Here is a 23,582-nt window from a genome sequence, read left to right on the forward strand (position 1 = left end):
TCTCGTGCCGAAAGCTGCTATTTTGCGGCAAAGCGCTTTTTCAGCTTGGCGCAGGGCTTTTCGATGAAGGTGTGCATCAGCCACGCGAGTGCTATTGAGAGGAAAAATGCCACAATGCCCTGCCACAGCTTTGAAGTGGACAGATGCGCATGAACGAGTGCGATGACTATCGAGTGAACCAGATAAAACGCATAGGAGAGCACGCCCAGTTGGCGCACCCAGGACCAATTGAGGAAACGAAACGGTAACCAGTCGGCATAACGAATCACCGCGATGAAAATCGGCATCAACGCTAGGCCTTGAATCGTGTAGCGCCAGGGTTCACGGAATACGACGTCACGCAGGACGAAGCTCAGGAGCAAGGTCATCACACTCAGCGGTAAGAGAAGCCACAAAATGAGCCGACGATGGCTGCTATCTGCATCAAGCGCTGGATTTCCGAATACGGCCAGAGCACAGCCAAAAAGCAGACCATCGAGGCGGGTATCGGTGCCGTGGCAGGTGCGGGGGTGGTGAGAGCTGCCACTGTGCGCATCTATGACATGCCAGCCATGCACCAGCAGCATTCGCCACGCGAGCACCAGGCCACAGAGGAACAAAAGTGCCACGAACTGATGTTTGCGATCTGGTAGTACACGGCGCAGTCCCAGATAAACGAGCGGGAATAGTAGATAGAAATGCTCTTCGACGGCCAACGACCACATCACCTCCGTGCCTGCGGGCTGTAGGCCGCCCTGAATCTCCCAGTAGTTGGAAACAAAGCCTGCCTGCGCTGCCATGGCTGCCCACGAGAATCCCCCATGGGTCCATGCATTCGCACTCAGAAGGGCGATGACGGCGAGCACGAGATAAAAGGGAGGGGAAATGCGCAGGGCTCGGCGCATGTAGAAATCACGCAGATGAACCGTCCCAGTGCGTTCACACTCCATCCGCATGAGTGTGGTGATGAGATACCCGCTAAGGAAGAAGAAAATGGTCACTCCAAACAGTCCCGGCACGATGTGCGAAAGCCCGGCATGACTGAGAAAGACGATGAATATCGCGACCGCTCGCAGACCGTCGAGTGAAGGGATGTGGAAGGGTTTCGTCATGGAAGAAACGAGGCTCTTCAGAGATGAGCTACTGCTGCCCCATCGGGCTGCCCCAGTCGGGTTTGGCTTCACGGCGACCGAGAAGCCAGTCATAGACTTGGGTGATTTGCTTCGCCTTAGCCTCCCAGGTGTAAAACTCGCTCACATGCTGCTGCGCTCGTTTACCAGCCTCGGCGAGGGTTTCCCGATCTGAAGAAACGGTGATCAATAGCTCGCGAAGTCGGCTCACGATGTCCTCACGCGTGCTCATGGGTAGCACAAAGCCAGTTCCGGGAGGCACGAGCTCGGGTGGGCCGCCATGATTCAGCACTACGGGCGGGATGCCGAGTGCCATGGCCTCCAAAACCGCCCCGCCGCCGAACTCGCGGATGCTAGGGAAGACGAAGAGATCACTTTGGCGCAGTCGTTCACCGAGCTTGGCATGATCGATCCAGCCGTCCATGCGCACAGCGCCCATGAGGCCGTCCTTTTCGATCATGCTCTGCAATCGAGCCCGCTCGGGTCCATCACCGATGATGTCGAGCGTGGCACCGCCTGTGCGCAGGAGCGGAGCTGCGGCCTCCAGCAGCATATCGACACCTTTCAGCGCTACCAGCCTTCCGACGAAAGAGAGGCGCAGTGGCTCATCAGGTGCCGAATGTGGTTCTGTGCGCGGTGTGAGTGGAAATTTCGCCAAGTCGATCGCATTCTCTGGAATGAAGACGCAGCGGTTCTGAGTCGATTTCGGCATCTCTTTGAAAGTGGTGCGCGACGCCGTCAAAATGGCGCTAGCACACTCGCGTGAAGATTTGAGGCCAGGAGTGAACTTATAGAGGCTGCGCAGCATGCCTGCGGCATCACGCTCATTGTGGCGAAGCTCTTTGAAGCCCTTTGGCCAAGGCACGCCGCCGTTTAGCGGGCCGAGCACGAATGGGATGCCGATTTTCTTCAGCTTTGGTGCGATCCAGCTCGGCGTCGTAGGCGAGAGCGGCAGCACGCGATGGACGATGTCGAATTCGCCCGCTTTGAGGCGTGGGCCGAAGGCCTTCCACAGTTTTCGCTCAAAGAAGGGATACACGAGGTTCGAGAGCATGGCATAGAGGCTCCAACTGAAGCTCCCTTTGCTGCTGAGTTTGTTCGTGAGGCTCCAAGAGAGGTGCTGGAGGCGGCGATTGTTGATGGCGGTGAAGTCTTTGCCCTCGATCAGTCCAGCGCGGAGAAAATCATCACGGTTTCGCCATTCGGTGACGATGTGAGCATCCACTTCTGCGGCGATGGCTCGCGTGCATGACCAGCCGACGAGCGCCGCGCTGGTGAGGGATGGATTAGCGGCCTCCGCGATGATGAGGACGCGGGTAGGCCTTGTGGCTTGGCTTTGATGCGCTCCTGCACGTTCGACTCTCTTGGGTAGCTGAGTGATTTCGTTCTCTGGCATGAAATGCCGAGCTACGGGCGAGAGAGCGCTGGCGTTCATGGGTTCGAGCCTCCGATGTTGATGTTCACACCAATGCCTGCGCCGCCAGGAGCCCCCGCGTTGGAGCCTTCATTGGCAGCGACGAGACGAGTAAACGTATTCACCGCATCACGAGCTAGGATACTGGGAGAGACGGAGCCTGGACCGGGCACATAAACGATGTCTCCAGGCTCCAGACGCACATTGGTGGTTTTGCCATTCATGATGTTGAGGGCATTCACCGTGGCGATTTTCGGATCGGTGAGCGAACCACGGATGATGGAGACATGCGTGAGATCAGCGCCGGGTGTGAGACCTAGGCCGCGTCCGATGGCCGCCAAGAGGTTCATATCGTTCATAAAGCCGACGGGTCGCGGTTCGGTCACGGCGCCGAGCACATACACTTCATTGGTGAGTGAGGATGGTAGATAAAGGTAATCGTTCGGCTCCAGATAGATGTTCTGCGACATATCGCCCTCGCGGATGAGCTTTTCGAAATCGACGGGCAGCGTGCGTCCACCACGAATCATGAAACTGTGCTTCAGATCCGCTAGTTCCTCGGTCGTGCCGGTGAAACGAGAGGTGAATAGCCCACCCGCCTGCGAGACGGCATCTAGCACACGCATGGGCTGCTTGATGGGATAGATGCCAGGGGCATTGAGTCGGCCGAGCACCCAGACTCGCTGGCTCATGGCCTCTCGCAGCGTCACGGCGACCTGGGGTTGCTTGTAATACTTCGTCAGCGCGGCTTCCATTTCGGTTTGAAGCTGCTGCGTGGTTTTTCCAGCCACGTCGATGCCGGGCAAGAGGTCGAAATAGACCTTTGCGTCCGGTGTGACGAAGGTCTCCGTGCGGGTGCCTGTTTCGCCCATGATTTCCATCTCCAACTTGTCACCTGGGCCCAGCGTGTAGGCATGGGTGGGCTTTTGCAGCCACTGTGGATTGATAGGTTCCTTGGCGACGGCGGATTCGAAATCGGGCGAAGCAACGGTCGCTGGAGAATCGCCGCGTGCATCAAAGCTCGGGCCTTTTTGGATGGCCGTGCAGGCGGTGAGGAAGAGGAGTGGAAGCAGTCGTTTCATGACGCGGGAGGTTCGGCGTCATGGGGTGGATCAACAATCCCCACAGGTGGGTGGTTGAGGATGGAGCTTGGCTATCCAAAGTCGCGAATCGTTCAGCCTTGATGCTCGAGATACTTGATCACAGCTTCAGTGCGGGAGCGCACATGGAGCTTGGAATAGACCGCCTTGAGGTAGTCACGCACAGTCTCGTAGCTGATACCGAGATCATAGCCCACCTCCTTTGGCACCATGCCCTGTGCCAGGCGCTCTAGGATCTGGCTTTCGCGTGGTGTGAGACCGGGAATCTCTTTCTTTTGGGGCGCAGCAGGCTCCTGGAAGGATTTGATGAGTAGTCGTGCAATGTCTGGACTGAGGGGGGAGCCACCTTCACTGGCTTGGCGGATGCCTGCGGCGATTTCGTTCGGTTTAGCCGTTTTGAGCAGGTAGCCGTTGGCACCCGCTCGGAGGGCGGCAAAGACCTTCTCGGGATCATCGTGGATCGTGAGGACGACAAAGGCGGTGTTTGCAAGGCGCGGCGAAAGCTGGCGAATGAGCTCCATTCCCGATACCTTTGGGAGCTCGAGATCGACGACGACGACGTGGGGCTTGCTTTCGATGATGGGTTTTACCGCTTCTTCGGCCGTTTCCCAGGCTCCGACGAACTCAAACCCATTCGCAGGCTTTTCGATGAGCTTTTTCATGAAGAGCCGAAGCGTCGCGTCGTCTTCCACGACGGCAATTCGTAGGGTCTTGAGGGCGGGGGGGGCGCTGGCGGGCTCGGACATGCCGGAAACTAACGGCATGGGTGGTCGTTTGGACAAGAGCTTTTTTAGTAGCCACCCTCCCCAGGCGTGAGGTGGCTCCCCTGGTCGTACATTCACGCACGGGGCCATTTACGGGAACTGGCCATGGGCACTCAAGGCCTCGAAAAGCCGGGTCAGTTGATTTGCGGCAGTAGCGGACTTTTGATGAAGGGGCCGACATTGGCACGGGTCCAACTGGAGACGGCACCTTGGAGAAAGGCGTTGATGGCGATGTTTACCAACTCCTCTGCACGTGCCCAGGGGCGGTCTGCCACATAGACGATGTCTTTCGGCTCCAGTCGGAAGCCTGTGCTTCGAGCGGTCAAAACATCGTTCATATCGACGACAAAGCGCTCCGGTTTCTCCAAAGAGCCGCGAATGACGAGAACGCGCTGCGTGTAGGCTTTTTGTGTGAAGCCGCCCGCTTGGGCGATGGCGCTGTGGACGCTGGTATGCGCCAGCAAGCCCTGTGTGCCCTGCATTCTCACATCACCGAGGACGTAGATTTCGTTGGAATTGGCAGAGGGGAAATAAACGTAGTCGCCCGGCTGAATGGCGGCATTTTGGGACATGTCGCCTTTGAGGAAGAGGGCCTCCATGTCCAAGGGGAGTCGCTGTTGCCCACGCATGACAAAGCTGCGGCCGAGATCGGCCAACTCAACGGTGTTTTGCTGGAAAAGGCCCGTTTCGAGTCCGCCCGCCTCCGCTACGACTTCGAGCAGCGACATGGGACGGTCCAGATTGATCGCACCTTTTTTCACGACTTTGCCGAGCACATATACTTTGCGGCTTTGAAAGGTGAAAGGCGTGACGACGACCTTTGCACTCTTGTAGTAGCGGCGGAGCTCGGTGGTCAGTTTAGCACGGAGCTCGTCCACACTGAGTCCAGCAGCCACGATGTCACGGGCTTGCAGATAAGTGAGCCGGCCGTCTGGCCCGATGGTCACAGCTTCGCGTTGGTGTCCTTCCATTCCGGGCATGTTGATGTTCACGGCATCACCGGGGCCGAGGGGGAGTGATTCCGCGTTCACGGCGCTGGCAGAGAGCAACAGCAGAGCGGCGAATCTGGCCAAGGCCATGGGTTTGAGCACCGGGGCGCGGTCAAGAACGGCGGCGACGAGGCGGCAACCCGTGTCTCGATACATGCGCAGGCTGTCTTTCACGCTTTGTACGCGATTGCTGCCGCTGGAGCCGATCCAGACGAGGTTGGGCAGCTTTTCAGCCAGTAGCAGTGCATCGGGCTGCTCGATAGAAGGCAAGGTCATGAGAATGACAATATCAGGAGCGCAGCGCCATTTGGAGAGCGCTGCACATAGCTGCCGGCATTGCTCAGGTGTGCATGTCCAGGACTCACCAGTGCTGATCGTAAACACTTCACTACGATGCTCGCGCAGAACGTTGGTGACGAGTTCTGGATCACTTAATGCATCATTTAGACTGATTGTGGCACTTTCAGCAGAAGGCACGATGGCGATGCTGCACAGGCCACGACGCACTGCGGCTGAGGCTAGGCGCAGTGTCATCTGGGCGGCAGTGTTTGCGTCACGATCATGAATGATGCCGCATACAGTGGCCTCGCCGCGTGTGGGAATGACGAGCATCGGCTGGAGGCGCGTCCAGGTGCGAAAAGCCCACGCAGCCTCGCTCTCGTGCAACTGGCGCTGATCCGCTGGCATAAGGCCGATAACTGGTACACCCGTGGCACGCTTTAGATCACCGCCACTGCGGATGCGGCCATCGAGCAGGTTGAGCACGATCAAGGAGAAGGCTACAAAGCCCGCTCCTGCGGCAAACCCTCCGAGAGTCACCAGGGCGAGTTTTTTGGTCGGGGGCACACTGATAATGTCCTGTGGACGATCCATGGCAAAGAGCTTGAAAAAGCCCTGTGCATTCTCTTCAAAAAGAATGGCCTCGCGCTGACGACTGGCGAGTAAGGCACGTGAAGACTCCAGCGTTTGGTGTTTGGATTTGATGCGGGCGTATTCCATGGCTTTCCGTGGAAGCTGTGCGAGTCGCTCATTCAAGCCATCGCGCACCGCATTGAGCTTGGAGAGTTGTTCCGTGATCACTTTCTTCTCTGAGCGCAGTCGTACCAGGTCGAGATAGAGGCTCTCTGCAACATTGCTCTCACCTGGCTTTGGTGGAGCATCGGCTCGTGGGCCAGCGGTGGCGACTTGCTGCTCCATGATCGCGAGTTTTTCACGGGCTTCGATCATCGTGGGATGCTCATCGGTGTAGCGTACGGCGAGTTCGGCTACTTCTCGGCGTGCAGCATCGAGTCGGGCGGCATTGGTGTCCACTTTGGCGAGCTCTTTCTCCACGCCTTGGATGCGTAGGTCGAGCGTCTCGTGGTCTAGCTTCAGCGTTTCATACTTGAGGGTAAAATTGCCGAGCTCGCCGAGCCAGGCGTCGAGTTGCTTGTCAGCGTCGATGAGCTGTTCACGGCGACCGTATTCGAGAAGTTCTTCGTTGGACTTCAAGAGGTCGCGATCCGTGCGCTCGATCTGCTGCTGCAAAAACTCACGCATTTCTGACGCTGAACCGCGCTGGAGTTCGCGGGAAAGCGACAAAACCTCTGAGGTATAGGCCTGAAGCATTTGCAGAGCGACGCCTGGGCTTTGATCATGGGTCATGCTGATGGAAACAATGTCGGTGTTACGCATCGGTGTGACGACGAGGCCTGCGCGGATGGCACTTTCTGGCACCAGGCCTTCGAGACGCTTACTAGCGGCTTCCATGATGGCATTGGAGTGCATGAGGGTCACGAAAGTGGGGATGGTGAAGTCCCGCGGTTTGAAGATTTCACCGGAATCAGATTGGCGGAAAGAGGAGGGAGACTCCTGCTTGATGATTTGTGCCTCGGCAGAGTGCAGTGTCTCGAAACGCGCCTTTCCAATCATGAACAGCGCAGCGCCCAAAAAACCACCGACGAGGAGCATCAGCCACCAGCGACGAACTAGGACGTCAATGAGGCGTAGTGGATAAAAGGGCAAATTGAAGGCCGAAGGATGCTCTTTTGATTCTGCCTCGAAATCGACGATTTCCGAGCTGCGCAGCTTGCGCGACGGAACGGCGACAGGAAGGGAAGATGGAAGAACGAGGTCGGACATGACGACGAATCATTCGCTTGAAGCGTAGCCGCTACAATCCCCCCAGGTGGGTGGCTGTATCTGGTCACAACTCGATGAATGGAGCTGAGGAGGGCGTCTCCAGGATCCAGTGGTCCGCTGGAAAAGACGACAACGAATAGAACTCGTTCGCATCTGTAAAAACCAAGTTACGAGCAATAGGCTGCCATCACTTGCGCAGCGTTCTCTGACCAATCGAAGCGTCGAGCGTTCTCCAATCCGGCGCGGACGAGTTCCGTGCGGCGCTCAGGATGGGTGGCGATGAGCTGCAAGGCTTCGGCGATTTCTGATACGTCCGTGGGATTCACGATTTGAGCGGCATTGCCAACGACTTCATTCAAGGAGCCGGAGATGGAACTGATGACCGGTGTGCCACAAGCCATCGCCTCGACTGGAGGTAGGCCGAAGCCTTCAAAAAGGGAAGGATAGGTCATGCACGAGGCGGCGCGGTAAAGTTCTGGCAAGGCACCATCTTCCACGAAACCTAACGTGCGAATATCCGTGGCATAGGGGGAGGATTTTGCAGCCGCATGAATATGCTCAGCACCATGCCAGTCGCTGCCAGCCAGAACGAGCTGCCAGTCGCTACCACTACGCTTTTTGAAGGCGTTAAAAGCCTCGATGAGACGAATGTGGTTTTTGGCTGGATGCTCTAGGCGTGAGACATAAAGGAAAAACGGCTTGGAGAGCCCCCAGCGATTCTGGACTGAGATCTGGGCACTCTCCCGATTGCCAGGATGGAATCGCGTGTGGTCGATGCCGTTGAGAATGACCTTTTGCTGGCCCAATGGGACACCAAAGAATCGCTGCACATCACGGGCGGTGTTCTGGCTCACAGCGATGATTTGATCTTGCCTCTTCGCGAGGCTTTTCACGACTACACGACCGTAAAGCATCCGTGCGAGATCGTATTTCCCCCTCACATGGAAAGGGGCAAGGTCGTGGATGGTGGAAACGAGCTTGCAGGGAGCCCGGCGCAACATGCGGCGGTAGCTAGGCACATGCAAAACAGCCATTTGATGATCAGCAATCCAGCGCGGAAGCACGGTGTGATGCCAGAGGATGTTTTTCACGGCGGGACGCCACTTTTCGGCGACAGGAACAATGCGCATTTTGTGCTTTGCGAAATCAAAGAGCGGAATGTCATCTTCCAGAACGAGGAGACTGAAATTCACCGCATCTGCATAATCCAGCAGTGCCCGCGTGAGAGCCAGGATATACTGGCCAACACCGCTTTTACCACGCTGCATGACACTGGTGGAAAGGGCGATCTTCATGCGCGTTGCGGTGCTTTGGTAGTGATCAAGGAACGGGTTATTTCACGGATGGAGCCCATTCCGAAGACGACGAGATCTGTGGCATAACGCTTCAGCAAGCGACGTGGCTCCTGGGCAAGGCGGAAGAGCCACTCCATGCCTATGAACTGCATCCAACGAGGTGCTCGCTTCATGCTGCCGGCTAGGAAGTCGATTGTCGCACCGACGCCGATACTCACTGGCACGCCGAGCGCCTGGTAATGCCGAGCGATCCACTTTTCCTGCTTTGGACACCCAAAGGAAACGAGTAACAAGTCAGGTTTCGCCTCACGCACCTGCTGGCAGATCGTTTCGTGATCCATGCCCTCAATCGGGGCAAAGGGCGGTGAAAATGAACCGACGATCTGAATGCCTGGATGCTGGGCTTCGACGTTGGCAATGGCCTGTGAAAGCACGCTAGGATCACCGCCGAGGAAGAAAATGCGCCAGCCCTCGGTCTCAGCGCGAGAGAGCAATTTTGGCACGAGATCAGAGCCTGCGACACGCTCTGGCAAAGAACGGCGTAGGAGCTTGGAGAGCCAAACGAGTGGAGTGCCATCACAAACAACCAGATGAGCATCTTGGAGAATGCGCCGCAGTTCGGCGTCTTTGCGGCATTGAACCAAGAAATCGACATTCGCCGTAGCGAGGTAGTGCGGCTGCTTGCTGGCGATCATGTCTTCGACTCGGTCGATTGTTTGGCTCATGGTTACGACATCGAAAGGCACATCCATCAGTCGCACTTGTTTGCGCTGTTTTGGTTCGAAGTGACGATAGGCAGCAATCAGCTCTGCGCCGATGCTGCGCCAGCCAAAGCGCTTTTTGGCGACGCAGATGCCTTTATTCCGAAGGTGGTTGCGTAGCGGAGGGTTTTGCAAAGCGCTCACGATTTGGTCGGCAAAGGCAGAAGGTGTGTCGGCGAGCAAAATATTCGCGCCATGCGTCAAACCGAGTCCTTGGGCTCCGATGGTGGTGGAAATCACTGGTGTGCCGATGGCGAGGCTTTCGACTATTTTGAGCCTTGTGCCACCACCGATGCGGAGCGGCACCATTTGGAGCCAAGCACGGCGATAGTAGGGCCGCACGTCAGGAACGCTGCCGGTGACGGTGACTCCAGGAAGCCGCGCATAGGCCTGAACTTCGGCGTTGGGCGATTTACCGACGATGAGCACTTGGAGATTTGGAATACGCTGCATCAGCGATTCATGAATCTCGCCAAAGAACCAGCGCATCGCATCAATATTCGGCATGTAATCCATAGCACCGCAAAACAGCACGGTGGGTTGTGCGCTGCGTGGCTCTGGGTCAATATCAGCACGGAAGTAATCGAGATCGACTCCGTTCGGGACGACTTTAAGAGGCGCTGTTTGACTGATGTGGTGGCGGACAAAAGTCTCGTCATCCGGGCCGCAAAGGACCTGAAGTTGGCTGCGTCGGGCGACTCGCTTTTCAAAATGACGCATCTTGGTGAGGCTTTCCCAGGTGAGAAGCTTGTCTTTCAGCGTGCGGGTATTGAACGCAGCCTGCTGCGTTTGAAATTGAAGATCCACGCGGCTGCGGTCGATGCTGAGAGGGATGTCTTGGTGCTCGTCGAGGAAGTATTGAGCCAAAACAATATCGCAGACGTGAACGAGGTCGTAGGAATTGCGTTTGAGCTGATCGCGAATGGCGTCGGCGATGTGTGGGAGATTCCAATGATGGATGGAAGACGGAATGCGGCTGAAAAGGCGGTTTGGGATGAGCTTTGGCCACGCTGGGTGCTGAAAGGGAACGAAGCGTACATCACGGCAGAATTGCTCAAAGACGGTGCTTTGTTCAAGACGCTCGCCATTCTCACTGAGGGCGATGAGATCGACGGTGTGCTGATGTGCGAGTTCTCGCAGGAGGTGGAACGTGCGCTGGAAAGTGCCCCGGTCGATCGGGTATGGGATATAAGGGTAGATGACGAGGATGTTCATGAGTGCGCCAAGAGTGTGGCGCATAGACAAAAGATGCGCATCGCCCTCAAGTGAGGGTGTGCTGGCCCTTTACTGCCTTTAGGCAGTGGAGCGCCGATCTACGTCGATTCAGTTGAAACGATGCCAGAGGGTCTCGTAGGCATGAATGCGTTCGTAGTGAATGGTGGAGTCGATCCAGAGCATTTTGGTCAAGGCATGGAGCAGCGACTCGCGGGGGTGTCGCTCGATGGGCTTACGAGTGCCAAGAGCGACGGGAGGTGTGTGCAGATGTTGAAGGATGTTTTTCCACCAAGGCTGTTCGGGGCATTTGTTGATCTTACCCGAGATGTAAGTCGCAATGCTTGGAAAAAGATGTCTGAGGCGGCGGCTTTCTAGACTGAGAAAAAGGTCCTGAGCGAGCGATGAAACCTCCTCGTGCAGTAGGAGAAGCTCATCACGAGTCAATGTGCTGCGCTGCGGACGTAGTTTGAACTCGACGCCTTTGGCGTGATGGCTCTTTAAGGTTTCATCGCAATCGAGCCGTTGATGACGCTCTATGCAGCTCCAGTGATAGCGACCTTGAGCTGCTAGCAGTGCATCACCCAGTGCAAGTTGTGCTTTGGCGATGTTTCTGGCGACGAAATCGGCATCGTCCGCTGTGAATCGAATTTGTTGGAGGCGTGCCTTGGCAAAAAGTAGGCCGGAGCAGCGGTTAAAAAGCAGCCGAGTGACTTCGTGCAATGGAATGCGTGTGGCGTCTCGATGATCCTCGGATTTTTCGAGTAAACGGTCATCTCCGATGAGCCAACGATGACCCATGACGAGGTCGTAGTAAAACATGCTTGGCTTTGCACGGCGGAGTGCGGCACTGGAGATGATTTTGAATTCGACCTCAATGCCAGCGGAGGGTGTGAGACGATCACCCAGCTTGTGTAAGGCGGCTTTGTAACGTCGATCATTCAGCAAGGTGCTGCCACGGATAAAGACGAAGAATTCGAGATCATTGTAGGGCTGGTCACCCCGCTCACCCCGCTCACTAAGCAGCACGCCGCCTTCTCCTCGACCATAACCGCCCGCGAGAGCGATGCCTTCGAGTCGATGAGCGGGTATGATGGCACAGATGCCATCGCGGACTTGTTGGCAGACCTCGGTGAGGTGCTGCTCCAAAGCGGGGCTGCCATCGCGAGTAAATCGAGTGCTCATGCGCTGAGAAAGTCCTCCACTTGGTCCACGATGGGTTTCATGGCAAAACGCTCACGGACTTCGTGATGACCGGCGTTCGTGATCTTTTGACGCAGTTCATGATCGCGCTGCAAGAGTAGGATGCGCTCTGCGAGCTGAGTGGCGTTTCCTGCATCGTAAGTGAGTGCATTTACACCGTGACGGAAAAGCTCGCGGCTGCCACCCGTCATGGTGCCGATCACTGGCAGGCCGCAACTCATTGCTTCAAGCGGAGTGAGCGCGAAGGGCTCCTCCCATTCAGAGGTGAAGAGCAGCGCATCATGCGCTCGATACACATCTGGCATCTGATCGGGGTTGCCGCTGTGCCAGGAGACTGGAAGCCTGTTTTGCTGAGCGAATTGCTTCAGCTTGGTGACGTAGTCGGTATCCCCTTTACCATAAATGCGAAGCTTGCCCAAAAAGTGCTCTTTGAGCGTGGTTAATGCACGCAGAGCGGTGTGGATGCCTTTGTCCTCTGCAAGGCGACCGACCCAGAGCCAGTTCTGTGGCTCGCGGCTGATGGGAGTGCCGCTGAAGTGATCGGTATCGACTGGGCAATGGATGACGCTGCCGTGATTGACGTCGTAGCCTTGCTCAGCGGTGAGTTGGCGAAGTCTGGCGCTGGTGAAATAGAGTCGTGGGAAACGAATGTCACTGACGGGATTGGTTGGAGCGATGGATTGGAAGTTTTCGCGACGACCGAGCAATGACCAAAGGGTGCGCTGTGCTTTGGACGCGAGGGATCCGCTGCTGCGATTCCACCAATCGAGCCAGACATCCGATTTGAGGCTGCGAAGAATCCAGTGATCGCTGACATCATAGACCGTGGGCACTTCCATCTGCTGTAGCGTGAGACAGAGTGACTTGGAAAGTCCATTCATGCACCAAACGTGGACGACATCGGGATGAAACTCAGCAATGGCATCACGCAGCGTCTGATTGTTGTGTGTTTCAAGATGTTGAAGCTGATCCAAGCCGAGCCAGGGATGGCCATAGTAGCCATGGATACGAAGTGTGCGCTCAACGTGCTTTTGGCTTTTGAATGCTGGATTTGCATCGAGACCGTGATTGCTGGTGAGCACTTTTACAGTGTGTCCACGCTGACGGAGCTCCTCGGTGATGGCAGAGCAACGGAGTTCGTAGCCACCGACATAAAAGGGTGGGTAGAGATTGGTGAGCGTAAGGATTTTCATGCGAGGCGCTTCGATGGTTTAAGCGGTTCTGCCGGTGAAGTCAGTCCCCGCAGGTGTGGGGAGATGCATGGCCCCCTTTTCTCAGGGCTGGCCAAGCTATGCTTCAGCTAAGCCGGTATATTTTCCGATGCGCTGATTCCAGCGGATGCGTAGAGCGTGCGGTAGCTCGTCGAGGCGTTTATTTGCGGCGAGCCAGGGGAGGTCGTGGCGAACATCATTGATCACACCGAGGGCGACGGTTTTGAGCCAACTTGTGGTTTTGAAGCTGCCAGCTTTTGCCTGAGCGCGGGCATCGCCATGGGCACGTCTGCGGGCTTGCTGGGCGCTGTAGTTGTGGCTGTGCATCGCGACGGATTCGGGCACATAGTGAATCTCGTAGCCCTGTGCTTTACACCAGCGAGTGTATTCATCATCCTCAGCGTATTGAAGATCCTCGCGGAAGCCGCGCTTTGCCCACACATCTTTGCGCAGACCACTGCTGACCATGCTGAAAAAGTGATCCCATTTGGCGGATACACGTTTCGGACCAAAACAGCGCTCGTAATCACAAGCGAAAACGGCTTCGCAGTCGGGGCGCGGAATCTGGCGTCCGAAACATGCGGCGACTTTTTCATCGAGTAAGGCATCAGCGAGCGGACGCAGCCATTGCTGGCCTTGCGGCGTCGCGTCCGCATTGAGGAAGAGCACGCGATCTGATTTGGCCAGCGTCATTCCGTGGTTCATGACGCGACTGGGATTGTACTCCTGTGGTGTGATCTGGACGAAATGTGCCGGTTTGGCCGCGCTGATGAGCTCCTGCGAGCCATCGGTGCTGCCGCTGTCGATGACGATGAGCTCCACATTCGGATATTCCTGTGCCGCGAGAGCTGGCAGAGTCTCCTTGAGTGCCCATGCTTCGTTAAAGGAGCGCATGACGATGCTGATCAGTGGCGTGGTCATGGGGTGGCGTGAATAGGCTTGTTCACAATCTGGGAGTGTTGGACTCCTCTTTGCTTTAGTGAGCTGTAAACCCGTGCTACCTTTGCAGCGACGTTGGAAACATCGAACACAGCGAGGACGTGTGCGCGTGCCTCCTCACGGAGATGGCGGTGCAGGCTTGCGTCACCAAAAACAGCGTCGATGGCCTGATGAAAGGTGGAGGGCTTTTCGACCTCGTAGAGAAGACCCGTGTGACCATGATGGATGAGATTGAGAGGTCCAGAGGTGCTGGAGGAAATGACGGGTGTGCCAGCGGCCCAGGCTTCCAGGATAACGATGCCAAAGGGCTCTGCGGTGCTGCTGAGGACGAAGACGCGGGCTTGTTGGATAAGGCCAATCAGCTCTGGGGAGCCTGCTGCTAGTCCGCCAGTGAGCAGCACGTCATTTTGCAAACCGAGGCATTGAATCTCGCGATGCAATTCATCAACCACATGCTGCGTGGTGCCTGCGCCGATGAGGACGAGCATGGCCTTTGGGTGGCGGCGTTTGATCTCCGGGAGCTGACGAACTAGCCAGGGGAGGTTTTTTGCGGGGTCGAGGCGGGCGACTTTGACGATGACATCACGCCCCGCAATCTGTGGATATGATTTCAATGCCGCTGCGCGGTGATCAATGGCATACTGAGCTGCTGGAACACTGTGCGGCTGCACGATGATGCGCTGATGTGGATACTTGTTTTGGAGCAAATGAGCCTCACGCGAGTTGCAGGTGAAAATGGCATCCGTCAGCGCTAAAACCCGCCTACTCTGCACGAGTGCCCCTAGTGCCTTGCCCCATTCAAAGCCACCTTTGAGCGGTGCGGTGAGTTTTTCATTCACCTCGGCAGGGATGTCGAGCGCACCACCATGCAGCGTGACGACATGTGGAATCTTTTTCCAGCGGGCTACACGGAGGCCGATGCCAGCAATGCGATTGAGTGCATGCGAGTGGATGACATCAGCGGGGCTATTTAGGAGCTGCGCGAAGAGATCAAAGGAGAACAGATTGCCGCCCCAGGAGGTGAGTTCCTCTCGCTGCCGCTTCGAAATGCCCCAAACCGGTGCAAAGGCATGATAGCGGCTCACTTTTGCCCCCTAGACTGTCAATGGGATCGGATTCGCAGGTGCTAGTGCAATGAGGGGCGTGAACGGCGGAAGAAATACCGTGATTCCCGAGCCCCTGGATGAGGCGCTGCACGGCCGTCTCTGTGCCACCCCACTGAGCAGGATCGTATTTGCGGAGGATGTGAGCGATGTGCATAAAAATTAGGCGGGTTGCAGTGCAATTGCGCTTTTTGATTTAAGGAACGGCAGGCGGCCACGGATAGCCGTTCGCTCCTCCGACTTCAGGGCTGCCTGCCACAGCGTCCCCATCGTAATGATGCCGGCCATACTTCCTGGAAGAATGGTCGAGAGCAGTAGATCGCCCTGAGCTGGAAAAAAGTAGGGGGCAATGCCAAGTATGACCACGGCAGGTAGGCTGCAAAGCAGCGGAGCGAAAAGGGTTTCCTTCAGCAGTCGCAGTGGATGAATGCCGATGTCACGGGCCATCCATGGCCAGAGCTTGAACCATCCATAGAATAGTGTGGGGATGAGTGAGCCGATGGCGACACTGACCACACTGCGAAAACTGAGTACAAGCGTGATGCTGAGTAGGAGATTGGCAACAGCCTCGCCAATGCCCAGCCACATGAGGCGTCGCTCGTGTCCCGTCATCATATAGATGCGCTTGCTGACGCTGTGTGTGAGAGTGGAGGTGTAAAACCAGAAGAGCAGCACCTGAGCGACTAGCAGAGTTTCAAGATTGATGAGGGGATCACCCGTGAGCAGATGAAGAAGGTGCTTCAGCTCAAAGGCACAGAAGATGTAGAGCGGAGTCGAAATCAGGGAACTCCAGCGTGTGCCACGCCTGAGCAGATCCCGCACAGAATCATGATCTCCACAGGCATGTAAATGGGCTGCTGCGGGTGAGAGTGTGTCTTGGAGTTGCTTGGTGAATTGAGCGAAGACCTCGGCCACCTTGGCTCCTGCTTGATAAAGAGCGATGGCGCTGACTGAGAGTGTGGTGCCGAGCACGAGTTGGTCGGTTTTGCCCAGAATGATGTTCGTAGCTGTGCTGATGTAGGCGAAGATGGAGAAAGCCATCGTTTCACGCATGATCGAGCGGGAGAAGAGCTGAGGACGCAGCCGCACTTCCGGCATGTGCTTGAGAGCAAAGAAAGCCGCGAGCAGATCTGGCACGAGGGCAAAGAACAGAGCAGTGATCATGATGCTCATAAAGCTCCAACCTGCGTAAACAGCCCATGCGATCACACCTAGCCGAGCTAGCATTGACGCAGTGGTGATGTTATTGGCTAAGCTGATGCGCTGCTGGCCGCGCAGGATCTCGGGGAAGATGCCAAGGGGGGAACGCGAGGCCGAGGGCGGTGAAGAAAACGATCAGTGCAGAGCGAAACTCGTCCTGGTTTGCCGGAGAAACATCAAAGAGCTGAATGAGCTGATGAGAACCAAGTGTGACGACTACCGCTAGCCCGATGGCAACTGCGAGGTAGAAAAAAAGGATGGTGCTGAGCACACGGCTGAGCTGCGGCCAGTCTTTGGATACTGAAAGCTCTGCCACTCTCTTCTGCGCCGCGAAACCGAATCCAAAATCGAGCAGGATGCCGTAACCAAAAACGCTCCAGAGCAAGGACCAGAATCCGAAAGCCTCCTTTGGCATGGTTTGATAGAGCAATCTGAAAGTCACCAGACCCACCACGATACCGACAATGGTGCGGAGATAGTTGGATAGAGTGTTCCGCCAGATGCGGCGTTGGACATCGGTATAAGTCATGTGTGTTCAGAAGCCTGCCAGCTGACGGTCAGCGGGACAATACCCGCAGGTGGGTGGTGCAATGAAAAGGGGCCGGAAGAAATGCATCTTCCGGCCCCTCAGCCTTACCATTACCACTACAGAAAAAATCGAATTACTAGCGCAGGAACAAAAAGGTATTCTCTTCAACACTGTGGGTGCAGAAGCCCAATGAGCGTATTCTAGCGATCAGGCGTTCATTGGCCTCTTCACCGACGATGCTCGGATGCATTTCAATGATGATGCGGCTCACGCTGTCGGGGAGTTGAGTGAAATCGAGCAAGGTCTCCGCACCCTCAATGTCGCAGATGAGTGCGGTGGGTGGTGCTGGCATCTTCTTGACTATCGTGCGAAGGCTCAAAGATGGCACGCTGATTTGTTCAGAAGCATTGTTGGCAGCAAAGATGCTGTTTTCCCAAAATTCGCCACCGATGTTGAGTGTGATCAGACCATCTTCTGAAGATGCGGCGGCTTGGATGACATTGGGTTCTATGCGATTGAGGGCATAGTTCCTTCTCAGCATGGCGAGGGTGTTTGGATTTGGCTCGATGGTAAGGTGGTGTTTCACACCGATGACCTTGCGGCAAAAGAGGCCGATGAATCCGATGGCGCCGCCAAGCTCAAGCACCACGTCATTTTTGGTGAGGCACTGCTGGACGAGCTTACGCTCTTGAAACTCATAGCGGTCCTTCAGGATGTGGTTTTTCATCAGCGGAGAGAGGTGGCTGATGTCGAGCTTCACGCCATGAAGTTTGGCATACCGTTTGGAAGGTAAGGTAACCTTGAAATGCCAGCGGGTGATGAGGTCTTGGACGAGGCTGGGGTAAGTGAGTGTCATGAGATTAAGCCGCGAGGGCGTGATGGTTGGACTGAATTGCAATCGGAGCGATGGCCTTGGTCATGAGGCGGTGGATGTGCGGGATATGGGTGATGTTGTCTGGCACATCCGGCGTGCTGCTGAATAGCGTGGCGTAGCTGTGCGGATCATGCGGGTGATAGCCGTGCATAGCCCGGATAGGGTGCTCGCCCATGTGGCTAGGGACGATCAGAGTGCCTTCCTGGACCAGAAAAATGAGCTCACCAAAGCGTCCGTCGTCAAAGTGAGTTCGCATGGTTTTGAGTTCGCGCTCCGGCAGGATGCGGCCTTCGGTCACACGTTGAAGTGCTGTGGTGATTTGTTGCCGCGCATGGTCGTTGAAGAACCAGAAGCGGGCCATGGTGCTGTCATACACCACGTTGTAATCCACGCCAATGTGGAGGCCGAGGCTGGCGATTTTCTTTGTGAGGTCGAGATGAACGTCACAGTTGGCCATGCCGTGGTCGCTGAAAACGTGCAGTGTGACGCGATGGTAGTGCTGGTGAGCTATTTTGAGAGTTTGAGTGATCCATGCCTCGTATTCGGCGAGCTTGGTGTCGATCTCGGGGGACTGATTACCCACACGGTGCAGGAGGCCATCCAATCCTGCCCAATATTGAAAAGCGAAAGAGATGCTCTCGTTGGATATTGCAGCGTTGAGGTGGTCACGATTGGCTTCTTCACTCAAATCGGGGTTGGTGACAAAGTAGGGCACTTTTTGCTCTTCGAGCTGATCGAAGATGTTTTGACCGCGATTCATGCCCATGGGCTTCAGCGGGCTTTTTTTCTCGGTGAAGTCGTAAAGGTGGATTCGCTGAAAGGGGATGTTGTAGAGGTCAAAGTAGCCTGCGAAGCCGAGGCACTGTTTTACGAGTTTAGTTAGGTAGCGACGAACGATGCGGCGGCTGGTGAGTGCCTTCGGAAGCCAGCGCAGCCAACTCAAAGCGGCAAAGGGCGTGTTTTCTGGATCGTGGATGAAGTAGCACCAGTTTTGGTGCTCATCTGGCCAGCGGCCGCTGAGGATGCTCGGCACGCAGGTGCTGCTATATCCAAAAACGCTCTCCAGCCTCCGACGGTGTGGCGCAGCATGCTGCAGGAAGTGTGGACGCGTTTTGATGATCTCCCAGCCGCAGGCGTCGATCATGATGAAGAGGTCGAGGTGGTCTTTCATGACTCTTTAGGCAGAGAGGGCTGGCTGGATGAGGCGCTGGATATCCAGGCGGAGTTGCGAGGGGCTAAAGGGCTTCGAGATAAAGAGAGAAGCAGCCTCAAATCCCTTATGCTGGCCGACGGCGAGCTGTCCGCGTGTGCTGAGCATCACGACAGGTATGTCACGCGTTGCAGGATCACTTTTCAGTTCTTCGAGTGCCGCTTGGCCATCCATGTTAGGCATGAGGTAATCCAGCAGGATGACGCAGGGATTTTCCCGGCGGGCGATGGAGAGTGCTTCCTGGCCATCCGAAGCGACAAGGACGCGTTGACCGAGTGGCTTCATGCTCAGTTCAGTGACACGGCGTATATGCGGTTCGTCATCGACGACGAGAATGGGCTTAGCGGTGTGCATGAGTGAGAGTGTTTATTTGTGGCTTTAAAAGCAGGGCCTTTTCACGAGCTAGGATGACAAAGGTCGCGTCGTCTTGAGGGAGACTGTTGTTTTCTTGGTCGTCATGGATCTGACACAACATGTCACGAGCGGACCAAGCGTCGATCCCCCCAACTGAGGTGTTTAGTAGCCACAGGTGGAGTCCTTCTCGGCCAAGTCCGCTATCTTGTGGTGCTGTGGAATCGCTTAGGCCATCGGTGTGCAGGAGTAAGTGGGTGATTCCATTCAAGCGGACTTCTTGATGCGTGTAAGGCTCATCCATGTTGATTCCGAGCGGTGGTCCGTCTGCGTGGATCTCGGGGATTTGGTGCCCATCGGTCAGTAGCAGGGGGGCATGGCCCGCATTGCAGCTTCGCAGTGTAAGACTGTCAGCACTGATCCAGACAAGCTGAGCAGTGATGAACATCTCTGCACGATCGAGATCAGCAAAGAGTGACGCGTTCAGGCGTTTCATCAGCTCACATGGTAGCTCCGCTAGATCAAGATGCGCGTGGAGCAGGCTGCGGAAAGCAGTGGCAAACAGTGCGGCGGGAACGCCTTTGCCCATCACATCTGCGATCACGAATAATCGCCCACCATCGGCTAGAGCGATGCCATCCATAAAGTCCCCCCCTACCTCACCAGCAGTGGTGAGATGACCCGCGCATTGCAGCGTGGCGCTCTGTGGTAGCTCTGCAGGCAGCAATGAGCGCTGGATGTCGGCGGCGATCTGGAGCTCCCGCTTGATGAGACGAGAGTGATTCGCCTCATCGCGGCGACGGAGGCTGTGCAATAGGGTGCCGAGAAAATCGCCGAGGCTACGCACGACATTGATTTCGCGTGCCTTTGGCTCCCAATGACTGCGGAACACACCGAGCGTGAGCACACCAATCACATCACCACCTATTTCAAGCGGATGCGAAATGCCGCTGATGCGTGTGGTCGGCTGAGCAAGCGGGTCGTCGCGATGGAGGACGCTATCGCCATCAAGCCACTGATCCTGGCGCATGCAGACAGCACGCGATTCGACGAAATCTGCATTTTTACGATCAATCAGTGTTGAGCGAATGGAGTGTCCCGTTGTGTGTCTATCCAGAACCAGATCGCTAATCTCTCCGCTTGCTTCTAACGCTGCTACAGAGGGATGCGCTGCGGTGGCTATGTTTTCGAGATGACTGCCATCTGCTGTCAACATGCGTAGCGCGAGGAAGTCTGCGCCGGAGATTTCGAGCAATTGCCGGAGCCAGTTTGAGGCCAAATCTTCTGCGGACACATCGCGTGCGGCCTCCGCACAGATTCGGAAGATGTTGGCGAGTGTTTCGTAGCAGGAGGAGACCTCTGCGGTCATGAGGTCAAGCGTGGTGCTCAGATCCTCCTTAGGTGGCGGAGTGGTTTTACGTTGGCGCTGGAGATCGAGCACGTTTTTTCCGCATCCTTGAAGGTAGCTGCAATGATCCGTGAGGCTTTGGATGATGAAAAGACCGCGTCCGTGCTCGCTCTGGTCATTCTGAGGTAGGCTGGCCTCTTCTGGCCATGTGAATCCATTGCTGTGATCGGTGATACGGATCTGTGTGCGAATGGTCGAGCAATTCGCTTCGATTTGAAGTGGTTGCTTGCTGGCACTGTGGGTGATGGCGTTTGTCGTAGCCTCAGTGAGGATGAGCTCCCAGGTGTCGCATTCTTCACTGTCATGATGATGTGACTCCAGCCAGGCCAGGACCTCGCAGATGGCATCACGAGCGGCTTCCAGCGTTGCTGGAAAGTCGATGAGAAGTCCCTCGGTCTTCTGACTGGTGTATGCCATGAAGTGAATTAGGAATGAACGATTGCAAAGACGCGGTGTAGGCGTGTCAGCTCGATGAGTTGTGCCGCGGCGATGGATGGGTTCGGTAGTTTCAGGGTGCAGCCTTGCGCATGCAGAGTTTTGTTGAGTGAGAGCAGCACTCCGAGGCCTGAACTGTCGATGAAGCGTGTGTTGGAGAGGTCAATAAGGACTTCGTTCGGTGGTGAGGCTAGATCTTTGGTGATCCGATCTTTCCACTGACGGGAATTGGTCGAGCATAGTTCGGCGGGGGCTATGATGGTGTTGGTTTCCATGGTTTAGGCGTAGGCTGTTGTGTTGTTGGATGTGTATGAGTTGAACTGGGTGTCGTGGGAGCGGCGGAGACCCAAAAAGCGTGGCAAGCAGCGGAGGAGGATGCGTAGGTTCAGCCCAAAACTGCGGTGGACGCTGTAGTAGGCTGCGTGAGCGAGAGCGGACTCGGCGTCGTTGAGCCCATCGTTGGCTGCATCGGCCAGTGAGAAGACACCAGCGGGTGAGGCGAGCCAGAGCTGCTCAAACTCATCTCCCAGCATGGATGCAGCCGCAGAGGTGAGCGGGCGATTTCCCACGAGATGCATGTCTCCGAGCCACACGCGCCAAAGTTGTGGCCAGCGGGCAAAGAGCCCTGAGTGGCCACTCAGGGTGTGGAGGCCTACCGTGCGTGTGTAGCGATCCTGCGTGCCAGGTGGAGGTAAAATGACCTGTACACGGCCGAAGGCTTCTCTTTGGCGGATAAGGCGTGTCCACGCCATGCTCAGTAAAGCGATGGGTGAAGTGAGGAGCATGAGGAGCAGCGCAAGTAGCCGCGTGAACCAACTACTGCGGGCACCGCCAAAGGGTTGATGCTTCAAACTGGCGAGTAGGAAGTCATCTGTGACTTCGATGAACGAATCGAGGCGCCAATTTTCCAAGCCGGTGCCCCATGCAAAGGAGTGCGAGACCTCGGTTATGGCACCTACATAGGTCTTCGGCCCGATCCAACTGCCGCGCACTGTGGCCTGACGGTCGATGTAGGCTGCACTCTCGATGATCGTGCCGGGCAAGATGTGAGCACCCGGACCGATGATGACCTGCGGGCCGATCCATGCCGGTCCCTCGATCGTAGCCGTCGGGGAAATGCGTGCTCTGGTGCTGATAAACACATCCGCAGCGACGCGGCGCATGGTCAGGGGGGATGCAGTCTCCGCATGGCTGAATTGTTTCAACATCACATCAAAGAGGCCCTCGGTGCTCTCCCAAAGGGACATTTGTGGCAGTGCAGGCAGCGTATCGAGCACCAGAACGCGGGTGCGTGAATCCGCAGCGAAGAGGCGAGCTTGTTCGATGGAGGGCTCGCTGGCGACTGGGATCACGGCGATTTTGAGACCCCAGCGACCACCGTTGCCGATGGCGTTGCGGATTTGATCGGGGCGGTCGGCAGCGAGCAGTGTGACCTGCTTTACGCCTTCGCTGGCTAGGTGTTCCAGCCACAGCACGAGCAATTCGCGGCCCATGATTGGCAGCAGTGCGAGTGGCTTCATGCGGCGGGCAAAGCCTGCGGCTTCACGGTGATCTGGGCAGATGAGTACGGCTTTCATAATGATCACATGCCTTTGCCTAGCACGATGGCGGGGACGGTTTTCAGTAAGATCCAGAGATCGCGCAGGAGCGACTGGCTTTCGATGTAGCGGACATCCAGCGAGACCTGCTCATCGAAGTCGATGGCATTTCGGTCTCCGATTTCCCAGATGCCGCCTTGGCGTTCGCCCACTTGCCAGAGGCAGGTGATGCCAGGCCGGGCAAAAAGACGGCGGCGGTCGCTGCTGGAGTAGAGAGCCACCTCGCGAGGCAAGGGTGGGCGCGGGCCGACGATGGACATGTCACCACGCAGCACGTTGATGAACTGCGGAAGCTCGTCGAGAGAGGTCTTGCGGATGAAGCGGCCGATGCGAGTGACGCGTGGGTCATTCTTCATCTTGAAGGTGATGCCCTGGGCCTTTTCATTTTTTGCCAGCAGGCTAGCGAGCTTCGCCTCCGCATCGACGCACATGGAGCGGAACTTGAGCATCTCAAACTCTCCGCCGTGCAAACCGACACGTTTTTGTTTGAAGAATACGGGTCCGCCATCGCGACGAATGAGCAGTGACATGAGGATGAACACTGGAGAGGCCATTATTAGGCATGCGAGGCTGATCACGATGTCGAAGAGGCGCTTCGCTGCGTGGGTGCCGTTCACGAGAGCCAGCCAGCTCCAGCGTTTCAGATTCATTGCCAGACGCATGCGGATGCGGCCGATGCGGCTCTGCGCCTGGATGAGGCGTAGGGCTTGTAGTTCGGCGAGTGCGTGTGTCATGACGGGAGAGTGATGTGCTTTC

Annotated in this window: 20 protein-coding genes; all 20 read right to left on the reverse strand. The window is 56.3% G+C overall.

Annotated features, from left to right (window positions below; translation table 11 throughout):
• Positions 1–17: 17 nt before the first annotated feature.
• The 20 genes from IPK32_09885 to IPK32_09980 all read right to left on the reverse strand — a co-directional run bounded on the left by IPK32_09885 (position 18) and on the right by IPK32_09980 (position 23,560).
• Positions 18–1,091 (reverse strand): acyltransferase, encoded by a 1,074-nt coding sequence (locus IPK32_09885; protein MBK8092260.1) that lies wholly within the window; start codon positions 1,089–1,091, stop codon positions 18–20.
• A 28-nt stretch (positions 1,092–1,119) separates the two neighbouring features.
• The gene (locus IPK32_09890) at positions 1,120–2,505 is read right to left on the reverse strand and encodes a glycosyltransferase family 4 protein (protein MBK8092261.1); all 1,386 of its coding nucleotides are present in this window, start codon (positions 2,503–2,505) and stop codon (positions 1,120–1,122) included.
• Between the two features lie 35 nt (positions 2,506–2,540).
• Complete coding sequence (locus IPK32_09895) at positions 2,541–3,605, reverse strand: polysaccharide biosynthesis/export family protein (GenBank protein ID MBK8092262.1); 1,065 nt, start codon at positions 3,603–3,605, stop codon at positions 2,541–2,543.
• Positions 3,606–3,697: 92 nt separating this feature from the next.
• A complete protein-coding gene (locus IPK32_09900) occupies positions 3,698–4,369 on the reverse strand; it encodes a response regulator transcription factor (protein ID MBK8092263.1) in 672 nt (223 codons plus the stop codon).
• Between the two features lie 152 nt (positions 4,370–4,521).
• Positions 4,522–7,497, reverse strand: a complete 2,976-nt coding sequence (locus tag IPK32_09905; GenBank protein MBK8092264.1) for an SLBB domain-containing protein — start codon at positions 7,495–7,497, stop codon at positions 4,522–4,524.
• 167 nt (positions 7,498–7,664) lie between these two features.
• Entirely contained in the window at positions 7,665–8,792 is a 1,128-nt protein-coding gene (locus IPK32_09910) for a glycosyltransferase family 4 protein (GenBank protein MBK8092265.1), read from the reverse strand.
• Positions 8,789–10,792 carry a WecB/TagA/CpsF family glycosyltransferase gene (locus IPK32_09915; protein ID MBK8092266.1) on the reverse strand — a complete coding sequence of 668 codons (2,004 nt, stop codon included), beginning with the start codon at positions 10,790–10,792 and terminating at the stop codon, positions 8,789–8,791. The genes IPK32_09910 and IPK32_09915 overlap by 4 nt, the downstream gene beginning before the upstream one ends.
• 84 nt (positions 10,793–10,876) lie before the next feature.
• Positions 10,877–11,950 carry a hypothetical protein gene (locus IPK32_09920; protein ID MBK8092267.1) on the reverse strand — a complete coding sequence of 358 codons (1,074 nt, stop codon included), beginning with the start codon at positions 11,948–11,950 and terminating at the stop codon, positions 10,877–10,879.
• Positions 11,947–13,161 (reverse strand): glycosyltransferase family 4 protein, encoded by a 1,215-nt coding sequence (locus IPK32_09925; protein MBK8092268.1) that lies wholly within the window; start codon positions 13,159–13,161, stop codon positions 11,947–11,949. The genes IPK32_09920 and IPK32_09925 overlap by 4 nt, the downstream gene beginning before the upstream one ends.
• 96 nt (positions 13,162–13,257) lie before the next feature.
• The gene (locus IPK32_09930) at positions 13,258–14,100 is read right to left on the reverse strand and encodes a glycosyltransferase (protein ID MBK8092269.1); all 843 of its coding nucleotides are present in this window, start codon (positions 14,098–14,100) and stop codon (positions 13,258–13,260) included.
• Positions 14,097–15,203 carry a glycosyltransferase family 4 protein gene (locus IPK32_09935; protein ID MBK8092270.1) on the reverse strand — a complete coding sequence of 369 codons (1,107 nt, stop codon included), beginning with the start codon at positions 15,201–15,203 and terminating at the stop codon, positions 14,097–14,099. The genes IPK32_09930 and IPK32_09935 overlap by 4 nt, the downstream gene beginning before the upstream one ends.
• A 180-nt stretch (positions 15,204–15,383) precedes the next feature.
• Complete coding sequence (locus IPK32_09940; GenBank protein MBK8092271.1) at positions 15,384–16,448, reverse strand: oligosaccharide flippase family protein; 1,065 nt, start codon at positions 16,446–16,448, stop codon at positions 15,384–15,386.
• A 16-nt stretch (positions 16,449–16,464) separates the two neighbouring features.
• Complete coding sequence (locus IPK32_09945; GenBank protein MBK8092272.1) at positions 16,465–16,950, reverse strand: oligosaccharide flippase family protein; 486 nt, start codon at positions 16,948–16,950, stop codon at positions 16,465–16,467.
• Between the two features lie 136 nt (positions 16,951–17,086).
• A complete protein-coding gene (locus IPK32_09950; GenBank protein ID MBK8092273.1) occupies positions 17,087–17,806 on the reverse strand; it encodes an FkbM family methyltransferase in 720 nt (239 codons plus the stop codon).
• A 4-nt stretch (positions 17,807–17,810) separates the two neighbouring features.
• Complete coding sequence (locus IPK32_09955; GenBank protein MBK8092274.1) at positions 17,811–18,995, reverse strand: alkaline phosphatase family protein; 1,185 nt, start codon at positions 18,993–18,995, stop codon at positions 17,811–17,813.
• Between the two features lie 6 nt (positions 18,996–19,001).
• Positions 19,002–19,388 (reverse strand): response regulator, encoded by a 387-nt coding sequence (locus tag IPK32_09960; GenBank protein MBK8092275.1) that lies wholly within the window; start codon positions 19,386–19,388, stop codon positions 19,002–19,004.
• Positions 19,375–21,210, reverse strand: coding sequence for a SpoIIE family protein phosphatase (locus IPK32_09965; protein ID MBK8092276.1), 1,836 nt, complete (start codon positions 21,208–21,210; stop codon positions 19,375–19,377). The genes IPK32_09960 and IPK32_09965 overlap by 14 nt, the downstream gene beginning before the upstream one ends.
• An 8-nt stretch (positions 21,211–21,218) precedes the next feature.
• The gene (locus IPK32_09970) at positions 21,219–21,503 is read right to left on the reverse strand and encodes an STAS domain-containing protein (protein ID MBK8092277.1); all 285 of its coding nucleotides are present in this window, start codon (positions 21,501–21,503) and stop codon (positions 21,219–21,221) included.
• Positions 21,504–21,506: 3 nt separating this feature from the next.
• Complete coding sequence (locus tag IPK32_09975; protein ID MBK8092278.1) at positions 21,507–22,805, reverse strand: sugar transferase; 1,299 nt, start codon at positions 22,803–22,805, stop codon at positions 21,507–21,509.
• 5 nt (positions 22,806–22,810) lie between these two features.
• Positions 22,811–23,560: a sugar transferase gene (locus IPK32_09980; GenBank protein MBK8092279.1), complete on the reverse strand. Its 750-nt coding sequence runs from the start codon at positions 23,558–23,560 to the stop codon at positions 22,811–22,813.
• Positions 23,561–23,582: the final 22 nt, after the last annotated feature.

This window comes from Verrucomicrobiaceae bacterium (assembly GCA_016713035.1).
GTDB lineage: Bacteria > Verrucomicrobiota > Verrucomicrobiia > Verrucomicrobiales > Verrucomicrobiaceae > Prosthecobacter.